Origin of the sequence: Arthrobacter pascens, assembly GCF_017052465.1 — a bacterium.
GTDB classification, from domain to species: domain Bacteria; phylum Actinomycetota; class Actinomycetes; order Actinomycetales; family Micrococcaceae; genus Arthrobacter; species Arthrobacter pascens.
Genome location: NZ_JAFHKT010000148.1, coordinates 1 through 15,864 on the forward strand (window position 1 = coordinate 1; position 15,864 = coordinate 15,864).

13 protein-coding genes are annotated in these 15,864 nt (G+C 66.0%); 2 read left to right on the forward strand and 11 right to left on the reverse strand.

Going from position 1 to position 15,864, the window contains the following annotated elements; genetic code table 11:
- Both JYA52_RS16195 and JYA52_RS16200 read right to left on the reverse strand, forming a co-directional pair.
- Positions 1-754, reverse strand: a 754-nt coding sequence (locus tag JYA52_RS16195) for a hypothetical protein (protein ID WP_372433888.1), incomplete at its 3' end; no start/stop codon positions are given.
- A gap of 90 nt (positions 755-844) precedes the next feature.
- Positions 845-1,945 carry a hypothetical protein gene (locus JYA52_RS16200; protein WP_205654198.1) on the reverse strand — a complete coding sequence of 367 codons (1,101 nt, stop codon included), beginning with the start codon at positions 1,943-1,945 and terminating at the stop codon, positions 845-847.
- A 340-nt stretch (positions 1,946-2,285) separates the two neighbouring features.
- Here JYA52_RS16200 and JYA52_RS16205 point away from each other — a divergent pair, with 340 nt between their 5' ends.
- Complete coding sequence (locus JYA52_RS16205; RefSeq protein WP_205654199.1) at positions 2,286-2,789, forward strand: GNAT family N-acetyltransferase; 504 nt, start codon at positions 2,286-2,288, stop codon at positions 2,787-2,789.
- 6 nt (positions 2,790-2,795) lie between these two features.
- Here the strand turns inward: JYA52_RS16205 and JYA52_RS16210 are convergent, their stop codons facing one another.
- The 7 genes from JYA52_RS16210 to JYA52_RS16240 all read right to left on the reverse strand — a co-directional run bounded on the left by JYA52_RS16210 (position 2,796) and on the right by JYA52_RS16240 (position 11,887).
- Complete coding sequence (locus tag JYA52_RS16210) at positions 2,796-3,866, reverse strand: Gfo/Idh/MocA family protein (protein WP_205654200.1); 1,071 nt, start codon at positions 3,864-3,866, stop codon at positions 2,796-2,798.
- A 127-nt stretch (positions 3,867-3,993) separates the two neighbouring features.
- Positions 3,994-4,728: an ABC transporter ATP-binding protein gene (locus JYA52_RS16215; protein ID WP_205654201.1), complete on the reverse strand. Its 735-nt coding sequence runs from the start codon at positions 4,726-4,728 to the stop codon at positions 3,994-3,996.
- Positions 4,729-4,730: 2 nt separating this feature from the next.
- Positions 4,731-6,170 (reverse strand): ABC transporter permease, encoded by a 1,440-nt coding sequence (locus JYA52_RS16220; RefSeq protein WP_205654202.1) that lies wholly within the window; start codon positions 6,168-6,170, stop codon positions 4,731-4,733.
- Between the two features lie 360 nt (positions 6,171-6,530).
- Positions 6,531-7,631 (reverse strand): substrate-binding domain-containing protein, encoded by a 1,101-nt coding sequence (locus tag JYA52_RS16225; RefSeq protein WP_205654203.1) that lies wholly within the window; start codon positions 7,629-7,631, stop codon positions 6,531-6,533.
- A gap of 54 nt (positions 7,632-7,685) precedes the next feature.
- Positions 7,686-8,963: a multiple monosaccharide ABC transporter permease gene (mmsB, locus tag JYA52_RS16230; RefSeq protein WP_205654204.1), complete on the reverse strand. Its 1,278-nt coding sequence runs from the start codon at positions 8,961-8,963 to the stop codon at positions 7,686-7,688.
- A 44-nt stretch (positions 8,964-9,007) separates the two neighbouring features.
- Positions 9,008-10,567 (reverse strand): multiple monosaccharide ABC transporter ATP-binding protein, encoded by a 1,560-nt coding sequence (gene mmsA / locus JYA52_RS16235; RefSeq protein ID WP_205654205.1) that lies wholly within the window; start codon positions 10,565-10,567, stop codon positions 9,008-9,010.
- Between the two features lie 129 nt (positions 10,568-10,696).
- Complete coding sequence (locus JYA52_RS16240; protein ID WP_205654206.1) at positions 10,697-11,887, reverse strand: ROK family transcriptional regulator; 1,191 nt, start codon at positions 11,885-11,887, stop codon at positions 10,697-10,699.
- Between the two features lie 209 nt (positions 11,888-12,096).
- Here JYA52_RS16240 and JYA52_RS16245 point away from each other — a divergent pair, with 209 nt between their 5' ends.
- Positions 12,097-12,924, forward strand: coding sequence for a nitrilase-related carbon-nitrogen hydrolase (locus JYA52_RS16245; RefSeq protein WP_205654521.1), 828 nt, complete (start codon positions 12,097-12,099; stop codon positions 12,922-12,924).
- On the opposite strand, the gene JYA52_RS16250 is transcribed toward JYA52_RS16245, so the two are convergent.
- Both JYA52_RS16250 and alr read right to left on the reverse strand, forming a co-directional pair.
- Positions 12,921-14,546 (reverse strand): PucR family transcriptional regulator, encoded by a 1,626-nt coding sequence (locus tag JYA52_RS16250; protein WP_205654207.1) that lies wholly within the window; start codon positions 14,544-14,546, stop codon positions 12,921-12,923. The two genes, JYA52_RS16245 and JYA52_RS16250, sit on opposite strands and share 4 nt — an antisense overlap.
- Positions 14,536-15,768 carry an alanine racemase gene (gene alr, locus JYA52_RS16255; protein ID WP_205654208.1) on the reverse strand — a complete coding sequence of 411 codons (1,233 nt, stop codon included), beginning with the start codon at positions 15,766-15,768 and terminating at the stop codon, positions 14,536-14,538. Before alr ends, JYA52_RS16250 begins: the two co-directional genes overlap by 11 nt.
- Between the last annotated feature and the right edge of the window lie 96 nt (positions 15,769-15,864).

Below are 15,864 nucleotides of genomic sequence, written 5' to 3' on the forward strand. Positions count from 1 at the left end.
CTGCGGTGGTGCCGGCGCCTGTGGCGTTGCCGAGGTTGACGTCGACGACAGCATCCGCGGTCGTGCCGTTACCGGGGGCGGTTCCGGTACCGGTGTTGCCGAGGTTGACGTCGACGAGGGCGTCGGCGGTTGTGCCGTTGCCCGTGGCGGTTCCGGTTCCGGTGTTGCCGAGGTTCACGTCAACGACGGCATCTGCGGTGGTGCCGGCGCCTGTGGCCTTGCCGAGGTTGACGTCGACGACAGCATCCGCGGTCGTGCCGTTACCAGTGGCGGTTCCGGTACCGGTGTTGCCGAGGTTGACGTCGACGAGGGCGTTGGCGGTGGTGCCCGTACCTGTTGGGGCGGCTGCGGTGTTGCCGAGGTTGACGTCGACGAGGGCGTCGGCGGTGGTGCTGTTGCCGGTGTTGCCGAGGTTGACGTCGACGAGGGCGTCGGCGGTGGTGCCGGCGCCTGCGGTGTTGCCGAGGTTCACGTCAACGAGGGCGGCCGTGGTGGTGCCCGTACCTGTTGGGGCGGCTGCGGTGTTGCCGAGGTTGACCTCGGCGACGGCCGCAATTTCGGAAGACCCCGACGTCGTTGGACCACCCAGCAGGCCCAACGACGTCGAAGCAATGACGTCCGCCGAAACGGACTCGGATTCTACGGCCACAGTGCCGGTGACGGTTGTGTCCGCGTTGGCCGCTGTGGCGCCTAGGGCCAATAGACCTCCGGCAAAGAAGGTGCCTAGAAGGCCCCTGCGAAGTTTCTGATGCATTTTGATGTCTCCTGAACAGTTGTTGTCGGGCGCTCAAGGCGGCCCGAAATTGGCCGTATTTCTGCACAATGGATGGCAGAAGGGGCCCAACTAGTCAGGAGAGGAACCGGGGTCAATAGCCACCGGTGAGGGGAGATGCTGAAGCGGGCCACTGGCAGGCACAAGGCCCACGAGCGGAAGGTAGTCGAACGGACTGGTCAGCCAGGCGGCGGACAGGGAGGGCCCGCCGGGAGATTGGACGTTACCCGATCCGGAGCCTGCAGGCGGAGCCGGGTGCGGGGCTCCCGGCGGGTCCGCCTCGCCCTTGGAAGGCAGTCCTCCTCCCGCGGACATGCCGGGCGAGGACTGGGAAGCTCTGGCTGGGACTAATGAGGGCAGGGCAGCCGAATGCGGCGATGGCTTTAGGCCAGGGAGTCCAGCGGGTGCCGGAGCCAAGACGGGGGAGTGCCCCTTGGACACGCGGACGCTGTCGGCGCTGTCCGAGGAAGCCGATCCCGGGACTGCGGGGAGCGGCAGAACGACGTCGGGCACATGCGGCGTGGCGAGGTTCTCAACGACCTCCACCACAGGTGCAAGGGCCGGCGCCGCGAGCGGCGGCGTCTCTGAGAGTACATCGGTAATGGATTCGAGCGGCGCTTCCAACGCAGGTGCCGCATCCGCGACCGGCCGAACAACGGTTCCTGTGAGGGTCTCAGCAATGCCACCGACTGCTTTGTCCGCCAATGCGGTCACCGGGGCAGTCAGCTGCGTCGCAGTGCCGGCCGGGGGCACCTTGGCGGACGGCAGGGCGTCCGTGACTGCCTCCGCCGGGGCAGCGAGCTCATGCACCAGCGAGGGCAGGGCGTGCGGCGCGGCTACAGGAGCAGAACTCGCCGGCTCCGGCTGAGGCTGTGGAATGAGGGCAGAGGCGCGGGCCGGAACGGTCACAGCACCCGCATGTCTGGCAGGCACTGCGGCCACGGCATGAACGGCTTTCTGGACTCCAGGAGCAACGCTGGCAGTGCCGGCCTCGCTGTCGAGTGTCGAAGAAACCGTGGAAGCGATCCCGCCGAGCAGGGACTCCTGGCTGTGCTGGGTGCTTGCACCGGCGGCCGGGGCTGCAAAGGAAAGCCAAGCTACGGCTGCTGCACCAGCAATGAGAACCGGACGCAAGGGGCGGAGCGCGGACCAAGACAATGCAGTGCTGGCCATGCTCGACACCCCCCCGGCTTACGAACAATCTGACGATCTTTTACAGCGTATGCCTCGTTGAAAGGCAGAGTCCAGTGTTAGACGAATATAAATCCATCGAATCGACGGGGAGGTTTCCGCCGTCGTCGTAAAACTGACCAAAAGGAGTGGTGGTGAGGCCCGTCAGCGTTGCCCCCGGGCGGCACAGTCAGCCGTGTCGGCGTCCCCCAGCATGAGGATGCCCCGACTGACCTCTGCTCCAGGTTGGGCCCGAACATCACCCTTACCGGAACGGCGTCGGCCATCCCTGCGGTCAATCGCGGACCTGAGCCTTGGAGGACGCATCTGATTGACTGGGCGCATGATCAGGGAAGCAAGAACAGAAGACCTCCCGAAAATGCGCGACATCGAAGTCGCAGCCGGCGAAGCCTTCCGCACGCTCAACATGGGTGCCATCGCTGATGATGCGCCACCCAGCCTCGAAGCCTTGACTGTGTACCAGCAGGACGCCAGGGCATGGGTTGCCACCGATTCCGGTGACGAGGCGGTGGCTTACATTTTGATCGAGGTGGTGGAGCCGTTTGCCCATATCGAGCAGGTGACCGTCCACCCGCTTCATGCGCGGCAGGGTCTTGGCCGAAAACTCATCGACAAAGCCGCTCTCTGGGCGGCAGCTCGAGGACTGAAAGGGATGACCCTGACAACCTTCGAAAGAGTCCCCTGGAACGCGCCTTACTATGCCCGCCTGGGATTCCACCCGGTGCCGGAACACCAGTGGCCGGACGCTGTGCATCAGATCGTGCAGTCAGAGCGTGCACGTGGCCTGGACGACTGGCCACGAGTCGTCATAAAAAAGAACCTCTAAGGAGGGTCAGCGGGCATCGTTGGGGTAGGTGACCCCCAGTTGTGCCCGGACGCCGTCGAAAAGCCGCATGGTGTTCAACGAATCCTCCAGCGGCATGACCGGGCTTTCGGTCAGACCCTGCTGGATGCAGCGAGTCACCTCGCGAAGCTCGTAGGTGTAGCCCAGGCCTGCTACATCGAAGTGCTCTGTGCGGAGCGGTTCGCGCCCGATTCCGACAACGAGCTGCTTGGGGTTGTTAATGGAGCCCAGCGATTGAAGATAGCCCAGGCTTCCGGCCACGGTTGCGGCGCGGGGGCCGTAAGCCAGCAAAGACGAGGTCAGTTGTGCCTGCGCCCCGTGGTGATACTCCAGTGTTAATGCGTTCTGAGTGTCCACGCCGTCGTCATTAAGGGCCCCCGTGGCACTGACGGCCTGCGGGAACCCCAGGGTGCCCAGAGCCCACAGCAGGGGGTAGACGGTCAGGTCGAGGAGTGCACCGCCGCCGTCCTTGACGGCCCACAGGCGCGCGGTGGGGGAGTACGGTGCCGGGAAGCCGAGATCCGCGGTGACCCACTGTACGGTGCCGAGTTCGCCAGATCGAGCGATTTCAAAAGCCCGCTGCATGCTCGGAAGGAAGCGGCTCCAGACGGCTTCCATCAGGAACAGGTTCTTGTCGCGGGCGACGGCAATGAGCTCGGCGGCCTCCCGGGCATTGATGGTGAAGGCTTTTTCGCACAGGACGTGCTTTCCCGCGTTGAGGGCAGCCAGCACCATCTGGTGATGCTGGGCGTGAGGCGTAGCCACGTACACAACGTCCACCGCGTCGTCGGCGAGGAGTCGCTGGTAGCCTTGCTGGCCGTTGTCGTCCCCGTACGCCCGGGAGAAGGCGAATTCCGAGGCAAACGCGTCCGCTGCCGCCTGCTGGCGTGAACTGACGGCATACAGTTCGGCGTCACTGAGCAGTGCCAGATCCCGGGAGACCAGTGAGGCGATCCTGCCGGTGGCGATCACTCCCCAGCGCAACGCCGCACCGGTAGCGGCGCGGGGATCCTGGTTGGGCTGACTGAAAAGCCACGGCGTGGCGATGGGCAAAGTCATGACGCCATCCTCTCACCCGGCTGCGGGAGGGTTGCGGCAATTCGGGCGGGAACTGCGGGAGGGTTTGGGAGTGGGCGGCGGGAAGTGCGGGAGGGTTTGGCGCCGACCCGCACCTGCCCCCCCGCACCTACACCGCCGCGGTCCCGACCCCGGCCTCCACCCCTGCAGCCGCACCTGCGCGGTCACGGGCGGGTTCCTCGGTCAGCCTGCCTTGCTGCAGCCTGAAGCGGCGGTCGGTCTTGTTGGCGAGCTGGCGGTCGTGCGTGACCACAAGGATGGTGGTGTTGTGGTCCCTGCTGAGCGAGCTGAGGAGTTCGATGATGTGCTCGCCGGTCTGCTCGTCCAGGTTGCCGGTGGGCTCGTCAGCAAGGATCAGTTTGGGCTCGTTGGCCAGGGCCCGGGCGATGGCAACGCGCTGCTGCTCGCCGCCGGAGAGACGGTTGATGCGGCGGCCGTGCTTCTCCGGGTCGAGCTGCACCTGCTGGAGGAGCTCGCGTGCCCGCTGGTCGCGCATCGGCTTCCGCACGCCCGCGAACTCCATGGGCAGCATCACGTTGTCCAGCGCCGAGAGGTTGGGGATCAGGTTGAACTGCTGGAACACGAAGCCGATGTCCCGGCGCCGGTACTCCGTCAGCTTGCCGTCCGGCATCCCTGCCAGGCTGACGCCGTTGACGACGACGTCTCCGCTGGTGGGTTTGTCCAGGGCGCCGAGAAGGGACAACAGGGTGCTTTTGCCACTGCCGCTCTTCCCGACGATGGAGGCCAGCGTTCCCTCCTCCAGTTCGAAGCTGACGCCGTTGACCGGCTTGATGGTGCGGTCCCCGGTCTTGAACGTGCGGACGAGGTTCTTGACTTCAATCATGGCTATTCTCCTCGGAGGACTTCGATGGGACGGATACGGGCGGTGAGCAGGGCCGGAACCAGGGCTCCGATGATGGCGACGCCGAACACCGCGGCGATGCCGGCGGCGATCACGCCGGGGGAGGCGCTCGCCGTGACGGAGGTCAGCAGCTGGGAGGCGCCGCCCAACGGGCCGCCGCCGGGCAGGCCTGCGCCCCCGCCCGGGAAGCCCGTGCCGCCCGGAACGCCGGCGCCGCGGCCGGCAACCGCCGTCGTGCTGGTGTTTGAACTGACCAAAGCACTGGCGATTCCGCCGCTGGCAAAGGAAGCGATCGCGGCGCCCACCGCGCTGCCGAGCGCCACCAGAACCAGTGCTTCCAGGACGAACTGGAGCCCGATGGTGCGGTTGCGTGCACCGATCGCCTTCAGGACCCCGATCTCCCGGCGGCGCTCGCGGACCAGCATCACCATGATCAGCAGGATGATCAGGCCGGCGGTCCCGAGCGCGGCAACAAACGCAACGAAGGAGATGTTCTTGACGCTGTCCAGCGAGCTGACGGCCGTTTCGAGGTTGCGCTGGCCCTGCGTGACATCGGCCTTATCCGACCCGAGGGCTTCCTGCAGCGCAGATTTGGCAGCGTCCACGTTTTCCATGCTGTTGACGGTGACGATCATGGTGGAGAGTTCATCGGGCAGTTCCGCGAGCGCCTGCGCCGCCGGCAGGGTCACGTAGAGCGCGTTGTTGCCGAAGGCCGTGCCAGCGTCGAACAGTCCCACCACAGTGAACGTGGTGCTGTTGATGGTGAACGTTGACCCGACGGCGAGGTTGTTCTTCTCGGCGAGGGTGGTGCCCAGCAGCGCCTTGGTGGAGGAAACGGTGTAGTCGCCGAGACCGGTACCCTCCGTCAGCTCGAGCGCTTTGCCTGTACTGTCCACCTCAGCCCCGATGCCGGTCGCGGTGAGGGGAAGGCTCCGCACCGGCTGCGTGGTTCCCGTTGCACCGGTTGTTCCGGTCTCTTGGTTACGGTTGCCGAGCGTTCCGGCATCGACCGCGACGGTGAGGCTCGTGGTCAGCGTGGCTGACTGCCCGCCGGGACCGCCGAAACCGCCGCCCGGGCCGCCTGTCTGGCCTGCCGCCGTCTGGGCCGCTGCTTCGGTGGCGTTGCGCAGCCGCAGCGCTTTGGTTCCGACGACGGCGGTTACGTTGGGTACGCCGGCAGCCCTTGCGGCCTGTGCCGGGGTCAGCGGCTCGCCGCCGCCCTCAAAACCCTGGCCGCCGGCGGGGTTGACGGTAAGCACTGTCCCCACCGACGCATTCAGCTCCTGGACTTTGGCGCCCACGGCCTGGTTGGCCACAAGCATGGCCAGGGCCAGTCCGATTGCTACGGCAAGAACGGCCACGACGGCGGCCGATCTGACCTTGTTTCTGAAGGCATTGCCTACACTCCGGGCGAGGACGCTCACCTGTACTCCTTGAGATCATGTGCCGGCGGAATGGCCGGCTTCGGATCCCACTGTTGTCCGTGGCGCTGTGCGGAGGACCAGCCGAAGCTATGCATGCGCTGTGAAGCACTAACGTGCGAAAGGTGAGGGAGCGTCGGGTGGGGGCGTGTGAAAGGTGAGGGAGCGTCGGGTGGGGGCGTGCGAAAGGTGAGGGAGCGTCGGGTTGGGACGTGCGAAAGGTGAGGGAGCGTCGGGTTGGGACGTGCGAAAGGTGAGGGAGCGTCGGGTGGGGACGCCAAGAGCCCCGGCCCTCCCTCGCGGGGGAGCCGGGGCTCTTGGATGCAGCGTCTGGCTTTACTCTGGCCTTACACCGTCAGTGGGCTACTTGGTGATCGGTCCGAGGACCGGATCGTCCACGTACGCCGTCTTGACGTTCTCCTGGGTCACGATGACCGGCTCCAGCAGATAGGCCGGAACGGTCTTGACCTTGTTGTTGTAGGACTTGTCGTCGTTGATCTCAGGCTTCTTGCCGGCCTGGATGTCCTTGACCATGACGATCGCGTGCTCTACGAGCTTGCGGGTGTCCTTGTTGATGGTGGAGTACTGCTCGCCGGCCATGATGGACTTGACGGACTCAACCTCGGAGTCCTGGCCGGTGATGACGGGCAGCGGCTTGCCGGCACCCTTGACCGCGGTCAGGACAGCCCGGGCCAGCGTGTCATTCGGGGACAGCACGCCGTCCAGCGAAGCGCTGCCGTAGCTGCCGGTCAGCAGCGTGTCGGCGCGGCGCTGGGCGTTTTCTGCCTTCCAGCCCTGGGTGACGGCCTGTCCGAACGAGGTCTGGCCGGAAACCACCTTGAGGGTGCCGTCGTCGATCTTCGGCTGGAGCACGCTCATGGCGCCGTCGAAGAAGACCTTCGCGTTGGCGTCATCCGGGGAACCGGCGAAGAGCTCGATGTTGTACGGGCCCTGCGGCTTCTTCTTCTGCATGCCTTCGAGGAGTGCCTGGCCCTGCAGCTCACCCACCTTGAAGTTGTCGTAGGCCACGTAGTAGTCCACGTTCTCGGTGTTCAGCAGCAGGCGGTCATAGGCGATGATCGTCGCGCCGGCGTCCTTGGCCTGCTTGAGCTGGGTGCCCAGCTGTGCACCGTCGATCGCGCCGACGATGATGACCTTGGCGCCCTTGGTGATCATGGCACTGATCTGGTTCTGCTGCTCGGAGACGCCGCCGTTGGCGAACTGCACGTCGGGCTTGAAGCCGGCGTCCTTGAGCCCGTCGTTGAACAGCTTTTCCGCCAGGACCCAGTTCTCACTGGTCTTCTGCGGGAGCGCGACGCCGATCGAGGAGTCCTTGGGGAAAGCCTCGCCGCCTGCGGTGCCACCGCCCGTGGTGCCGGTGTCGGAACGGCCGCAGGCTGTCAGCGCCAGTGCCGCAATGGCAGCGACTGCTGCCGCCTTTCCTGCTTTACCAATCATTCGCATTGCTTGGTTCACTTTCTATAGGGGTGGGAAATGCGTCCGGGGAGCGGTCGGTGCTCAGGCTTCCCGGGCGATGGTTTCTTTGGTCGAGGTCACTTCATCGGGCTGAAGCGGTGCTCCGCCGCTGGGGCGGTTGAAGTTCTGGGTCAGCAGGCCGATGATGGACCGCTTGCCCTGGCTCTTGTTGTAGACGTCGAAGGCCACGGCGATCAGGAGGACCAGGCCCTTGATGATCTGGGTAAGGTCGGCGCCGACGCCGAGGAGCTGCAGGCCGTTGTTCAGCACGGCCATCACCAGGCCACCGACGATCGAACCGATCACGGTGCCCACGCCGCCGGTCACCGCCGCGCCGCCGATGAAGACAGCCGCAATGGCATCGAGTTCCCAGCCGACGCCGTCGAACGGGCCGGAGGCCGTGGAACGGCCAACGAAGATCATGCCGGCAAGGCCGGCCAGGATGGCCATGTTCATCATGACCAGGAAGTTGACCTTCTTGGACTGCACACCGGAGAGCTCTGCAGCGTGGCGGTTGCCGCCCACTGCGTAGACGTGGCGGCCAACGACCGTCTTGGAGGAAATGAAGCCGTAAACAAGGACCAGCACGGCCAGGATGAGGCCGGGGATCGGGAAGGACGTGCCCGGGCGGCCGGTGGCAAACAGGTACGTGGCGTAGAGGATGGCGCCGCAGACGAGGGCCAGCTTGGTGCCCATGACCCAGCCCTCGGGTACCTCTGCGCCGAGCGCCTTGGCGGTGCGGCGGGCGCGGAGTTCGCTGAAGACCACGAAGGCGACGCCCAGCAGGCCCAGCAGCAGGGTGAGGTTGTTGAAGCCGGTGTTCGGGCCAACCTCCGGCAGGTATCCCGAGCCGATGTACTGGAAGTCGGCGGGGACCGGAATGGTGTTGGACTTGCCGACGAACTGGTTGAAGCCGCGGAACAGGAGCATGCCGGCCAGCGTGACGATGAACGCGGGGATTCCCACATACGCTGTCCAGAACCCTTGCCAGGCGCCGATCAGGACGCCAAGGCCGAGGCCGAGCAGGATGCCCGCGTACCAGGGTATTCCCCAGTCCCGGATGGCCAGGGCAACAGTGACGCCGACGAACGCCGCCACGGAGCCGACTGACAGGTCAATGTGGCCGGCGATGATGACCAGCACCATGCCGATGGCCAGGATCAGGATGTAGGAGTTGCCGTTGAAGAGGTTGATGACGTTGCCGGGAGTGAGCGTGCGGCCGTCGGTGGCGAATTGGAAGAAGACAATCAGTGCAACCAGGGCGAAGATCATGCCGAATTGGCGGGTGTTGCCGCCAAAGAGCTTCTTGAGCGCGTTCATTGTGTCAGTCCTTGTTCTGGAAGGTTCTGGAGGATTCCAGAGGGTCAGGCGGCGGCTTTGCGGGCGGAGGTCATCAGTTTCATCAGGCTTTCCTGACTGGCCTCGTCTTTGTTCAGGACACCTGTGATGGCGCCTTCGAAGATGGTGTAGATGCGGTCGGAGAGGCCCAGCAGTTCAGGCAGTTCGGAGGAGATGACGATGACACCCTTGCCCTGGTTGGCCAGCTGCTGGATGATGCCGTAGATCTCGTACTTGGCCCCGACGTCGATGCCGCGGGTGGGTTCGTCCAGGATCAGCAGGTCAGGATCCGTGAACATCCACTTGGCCAGGACCACTTTCTGCTGGTTGCCGCCGGAGAGCTTGGCCACGCCCTCCTCCACGGACGGCGTCTTGGTGCGCAGGGACTTGCGGTACTGCTCAGCCACCGTGAATTCCTTGTTGGCATCCACCACGAAGTGCTTGCTGATCTTGTGCAGCGCCGCCGAGACGGTGGTGGTCTTGATGTCATCCAGGAGGTTCAGGCCCAGGGATTTCCGGTCTTCTGTGACGTAGCCGAGGCCGGCGTCGATGGCCTGCTTGACGCTCTTGAGGTGGAGTTCCTTGCCGTTTTTGTAGATGCTGCCGGTGATGAAGCGGCCGTAGGAACGGCCGAACACGGAGCGTGCCAGTTCGGTGCGGCCGGCTCCCATGAGCCCGGCGAAGCCCACGATTTCGCCGCGGCGGACGAAGAAGTTGGAGCCCTTGCAGACCAGCCGGTCCTGGACCTGGGGGTGCCCGACTGTCCAGTTCTTGACCTCGAAGAGCACCTCGCCGATCTTGGGTTCGTGGTCGGGGAAGCGCGACTCCAGGGTACGGCCCACCATGCCCTTGATGATCCGGTCCTCGTCAACGCCGTCGGCCTTCACGTCGAGCGTCTCGATGGACTTGCCGTCACGGATGATGGTGATGGAGTCCGCGATCTGCTCGATCTCGTTGAGCTTGTGGGAAATGATGATGGACGTGATGCCGCGGCCCTTCAGGCCGAGGATCAGGTCCAGGAGGTGCTGGGAGTCGGATTCGTTCAGCGCCGCGGTGGGCTCGTCGAGGATGAGGAGCTTCACGGACTTGTTCAGCGCCTTGGCGATCTCCACGAGCTGCTGCTTGCCGACGCCGATTTCCTTGATGGGGGTATCCGGGTCTTCGCGCAGCCCCACCCGGGCGAGCAGTTCGCGGGTCCGGGTGCGGGCCTCGGCCCAGTCGATCACGCCGCGCTTGACGGGCTCGTTGCCCAGGAAGATGTTCTCCGTGATGGAGAGCTCCGGGATGAGGGCGAGCTCCTGGTGGATGATCACGATACCGGCGTGCTCGCTGGCCCGGATGTCCTTGAACTGCTGGACCTCGGCCTGGTAGACGATGTCGCCGGTGTAGGTGCCGAACGGGTACACGCCCGAGAGGACCTTCATCAGGGTGGACTTGCCGGCGCCGTTCTCTCCGCAGATGGCATGGATCTCTCCCGCCTTCACCCGCAGGTTCACATCGGCCAATGCTTTAACGCCGGGAAATTCCTTGGTGATGGAGCGCATCTCGAGGATTACGGGATCTTTGTGCGTGTTCTCGGACGTCATGTGCCCTTACGCCTCCAATGCTGACTTCGTTGTCCGCCCCGCAAACCGCAGGGCCGTCTGATGAAAAAGTAAACTGGATCACAGCCATTGTCGTCAAGTCTTTAACGCAACAGCCAGATAACGAAAAGCTTACGAACGCCTGATTCCGGCATGCTGGAAGACCAGGGCGGCGGCCCCCAGGGCCTCGGCACGGTTACCCAGGGAGGACATGGTCAGGGTTGTGGTTTCCCCGATCACGGGCACGGCATGCCGCACCAGGCCCCTCCGGATGGGGTCGAGCAGCAAGTCGCCAAGCCCGGCCAGTGGGCCGCCCACAACGATCACCTCCGGATTGATCAGGTTGGCAACATTGCCCAAGGCGCGGCCGACCGCCAGGCCCGCGTCGTCGATCACACGCAGCGTGGCGGAGTCCCTGGCCAGGGCTTTCCGGACGATGTCCTCCGGGGCCATCGGCGTGTCCTTGCCCCGGCCCAGCAGCTCGATCATGGTGGTGGTGGATGCGATGGTCTCGAGGCAGCCCCTGTTGCCGCACCGGCAGATCAGTCCGTGTTCGTGAATGGTGGCGTGGCCGATTTCGCCCGTGATTCCCACGCTGCCGTAGTAAGGGGCGCCGTTGAGGATGAGGCCGGCGCCGATGCCCGAACCGATCTTCATGAACATGAGGTTGCTGACCCCGCTGTGCGGACCCCAGGTGACCTCTGACAGCGCGCCGAGATTGGCGTCATTATCGATAAAAACCGGAAACTGCAGCGTGCTTTCGAGATGCTCCAGGATGTTGATGCCGACCCATTCCGGCAGGATGGCGCCCTGCGCCACCGTGCCGGTCCGCCTGTCGATGGGACCGGGAATTCCGACGCCGGCGCCCACTATGGCGCTGCGCTCCACTCCGCTGTCCGCCAGCAGTTTATCCAGCAGCGCGACGGCTGCATCGATGCCCTCGTCCGCGTGGTGGCCCAGCGGCAGGAGGACCGATTCCTCGGCGATGATGTGGTAGCTCAGGGAGGCCAGCACTACGCGCAGATGCCGGCGGCCGAAGTCGATGCCCACCGCCACGGCGCCGTTGCTGTTCAGCCGGACATTGAGGGCCCGCCGTCCGGAACTGGTAATCGGCTCCGTCGATGCCAGCCCCGAGTCCTGCATGATCTTGACGATATTGGACACGGTCGCGGTGGACAGGCCCGTTTGCCGGGCGAGCTCCGCCTGGGTGGAGGGGCCGTTGAGCAGGCACTCGATGATCCGTTGCTGGTTCAGGTGCCGGAGTGCGGACTGTGACCCCGGGTTTTTGGTTCGGCTCCTCGTTGAGCGCGATGTTGAGGGCATGCTTAGAAGAGTGCACCATCGGCGCGTTGCAGTCAAGAAGTTAACGCAACTGCGCGGTTGCCCCGCTCTCGGGAGTGGGCGGACAATACGTCCCGCAACTGCCGCCGCGAAGTGCAAATGGCCCGGCGCGGAGGGCGGAAGCCGGGGCTACGCTGAGGAGGAAGGCGGTCCGGAAACCGCGGACATTTACGGAATCTCTTGAGGTGATCATGGTGTTGCTGGCGCTGATGCAGGCAAACTCCGCTGTTTTGGATGTTGACGGAAACTGCAAGGCGGTGGATCAGGCGGCGCGCGATGCCGCGGCGGCCGGCGCGCGCGTGTTGCTGACGCCCGAGCTGTTTCCGGTGGGCTATGCGCCGCTGCGGGTGCGCACCGAACTGGACCCGTCCGGCCTTCCGGCAATCCGGCGGACCCTGGCGGGCATCGCGAAGCGCCACGGGATCGCCGTCGTCTACAGCCTGCCCGCCGTCACGGCCGGCGGGCAGTGGCAGATTTCCGCAACACTCGTCAGCAGCCGGGGGGAGGAGCTGCTCAGCTACTCCAAAGTGCATCTGTTTGGCGCGGAGGAGCGAAAGGCGTTCAGCCCCGCCGACGCAGCCCCCGCCGTCGTGGATCTGGACGGGATCAGGACATCACTGGCTATCTGCTACGACGTGGAATTTCCCGAGACCGCGCGGGCGGCCGCCGCCCGCGGCGCCGAACTGCTCCTGGTTCCCACAGCTCTCGCGCACGGCTTCGAGGAGGTGCCCCAGATCCTGCTGCGGGCGAGGGCGCTGGAAAGCCAGCTGACCGTCGCCTACGCCAACCACTCCGGTTCGGAAGACGGCTGCGAGTTCCTCGGCGGCAGCGTGATAGCCGCTCCGGACGGCTCCCTGCTCGCCGCTGCCGGGCCCGGCCCGGAACTGCTGTTCGCCGAAGTCAGCGCAGAGGCGGCCCGGGACGCGAGGGACGCCGTGCCGTACCTTGCCGAGCGCCGTCCGGGCGTCTACCGTGCCTGGGAAGACAGCCTGCGCCAGGAACGCCCGGCAAAGTTCTAAGGCTTCGGCAACAGTTCGTCCACATACTGCAGGGCGATCCACAGCTCGGCCCGCACCTGCGCCTGGTTGAGATCAGTGTCCAGCAGCTCCGCCACGGCATTGACCTGGCGCCGCACGCTGTTGCGGTGCAGCCCCAGTACCTTGGCTGTGGCGTCCCAGCTACCGTTTTCGCCCAGCCACGAGCGCAGGACAGCCAGCTGCGCGTCCCGCCGCTCCGGCTCCTGGCTTAGCAGCGGCTCGAGCAGCCGGCCCGCCAGCATGGTGCCGGCCTCGCGGCCGAGGAGCCCGGCCACCGTCCACGACACGTCATCCACCCTCGCGCTCTTGCCGGTGTTCCGGACCCGGGACCGCAGGGACGTCACACGCTGGTACGCTCCGGCCAGCCCCGCCAGTTCGGCGGCATCCCCGATGACCAGGCGCCAGCCGAGTTTCTCCACTTCGCCGACGAGTGCATCATCGACCTTCAGCCGGGTGACCGCGGCGAAGCCGTAGTCAGTGATCTCCACGAGTTTGGTGTCGAACAGCCGCCGCCACTGCAGCAGCTCCCGGACGGGACTGTCGCCCGCGGGCCACGTGCCCTGGTCCGCTTTGATGCCCTGCACCACCCGCAGCGGGGCGGAGCGGGTGGAGGAGGTGCTTTGGGCCAGCAGGTCCCTGAGCCCGTTGACGTGCCGGGTTCCGCCGCTGGACAGGCTGTCCGGATGCAGCAGCAGCGCCGTGGCCAGCTGGCTCGGCGCGAGGGATCCGCTGGTCCGCTGCCGCACCAGGAGTTCCAGCAGCCCGACGGCGGATGAGACCACGCTGTTCTGCGACGGCGTCAGCGGCTGGTCCGTCCCGAGAATCAGGGCGCCGAGGTTGGCGTCCCGCGTGCTGCGCAGCGGGTGCCCGAACACCAGGGCAGAGCCGGGAACGTCGAAGGAATCCATTTCCACCCGGGGGCCGCTGCCACCGAGCAGCCGCTCGAGGATCTCCTGCAGGGCGGAAAGCTCGACGCCGGTGCCCGCCCGGGCGCGGACCCTGCCGTCCGCGCCGACCAGCACAGCCCACACCGGGACCCGCTGGGCCAGGGCGGCCAGGAGTTCATGCTCGGGGCGGGCGGAGAGGACCGCGCGCATCAGTTGCCGGTTGGTGTCGGCCAGCTGCCGGAAGACTTTGGCGTTATCTGATTCGAGCAGCTGCGAGAATTCCAGCCCGATGGCAGCGAACGGCACCGTGTCCGGCACCTCCACCAGCGTCAGGTTGTGCCGGACGCAGGCCTTGACGAGTTCCTCCGGCACTGCATCGAAGTAGGGTTCGAGCCCGAAGCCCAGGGCTCCCACGCCGGCTCCCACCAGGCGCCGGATGTAGGCGTCCACCCGTGCTTCGTTGCCTGCCTCGCCCACGAACGGCAGTCCCGCCGTGAGGAGGAACTCGCCGTCGAGCAGGTACGGCGTGGGGTCCTCCAGCTCGCTGGGCTCCACCCAGCGCAGCAGGCCGGAACCGTTGCCGCCGTCGTGAAGGAGGGTCAGCTGCGGCGGCAACTTGTCCAGGAATTCCTTCAAGGTGACGGCGCTCAGCCGCTCGGCACCTGTCCCCGTTCCCGCGCCCCTGGTTCCCGGGCCGGCGGCAGCCTCAGGCGACATGCGGCACACCGTCTTCGGGGTCCTGGTAGTCGGGGCACTCATAGGCCGTGGGCAGGTCATAGGTCCGGGGAAGACGGGGCGCGATCCGGTTGATGATTTCGTCGCCGTGGCTGCCGATGGCCGAGCCCCATTCGTCCGCGCTCGCCGCCCCGGTGTCCGGATCACCGAACAGCACGGCGGTGTCGCCGACGGACACGCCGCAGGCTTCCGGGCCGAGGTCCACCATGAACTGGTCCATGCACACCTTGCCGATCACGGGCACCCGCCTGCCGCCCAGCTGGACAATGCTGCGACCCGAAACGCCTTTCGGGATACCGTCCGCATAGCCGAGGGGTATCAGCCCCAGATACCTTGCCTCATGGGTGATGGCCTGGTGTTCATAGCTCACGCCGGTGCCGGCCGGAACTTTCTTCACGAGCACCACGGGAGCGGTGACGGTCAGGGCCGGACGCAGCCCGAAATCCGCGGGGTCAAGATGGTCGGCAGGGGCCAGGCCGTAGATGGCCAGCCCGGCCCGCACCATGTCGAAGGCAAACTCGGGGCGGTCCAGGATGTTGGCCGAGCTGGACACATGCCTCAGTTCCGGGTCCAGGCCGCCTTCCCGGGCCTCCCGTACGGCGTTCCCGAAGGCCTCCACCGCTGCGGCGTTCCCGGGATGGGCCGGCACATCGGCCCAGGCCAGGTGGGTCCAGATGCCCCGGACAGTGAGGGTCCCCTCGAGCTCGGCATTGCGTGCCGCGGCCACGAGGCCAGGCCAGTCCTCTGTGCGGGCGCCGCCGCGGCTCAGCCCGCTGTCCAGTTCAAGGTGGACCGCGGCGGGCCGTCCGAGTGTGCGGGCAATGCCGGCCACGACGTCCAGCTGGGCCGGGCTGCCCAGGGACATGTCGACGTCGTTTTCCACCGCTTCGCGGATGATCCCGCTGGATGCTGTGGCGAGGTACAGCCAGGACAGCACCGGCGCCGTGATGCCGGCGCGGCGCAGCGCAAGAGCCTCGGTGAGCTGTGCCGTGCCGAGCCAGTCGGCGCCGCCGGCGAGGGCCGCCTGCGCCACCTCGACAAGCCCGTGGCCGTAGGCGTTGCCCTTCACCACCGCCATGAAATGCGGCGCGGGAGTGAGTGCCCGTAGGGCCCGGACATTGTCGGAAATCGCGGTCAGATCAACGCTGACCCGGCCGGAAAGCACCGCCGAAGGCGTGCTGGTCTGTTGTGCATTACGTCTCATGCCAGAACACTATAGGTCATTTTGCACAACCGTGAGAGGTGGCTCACAGGCCTAGGCTGGGGCGAGGGAAAACGACAACAACTCACGAACGGACGT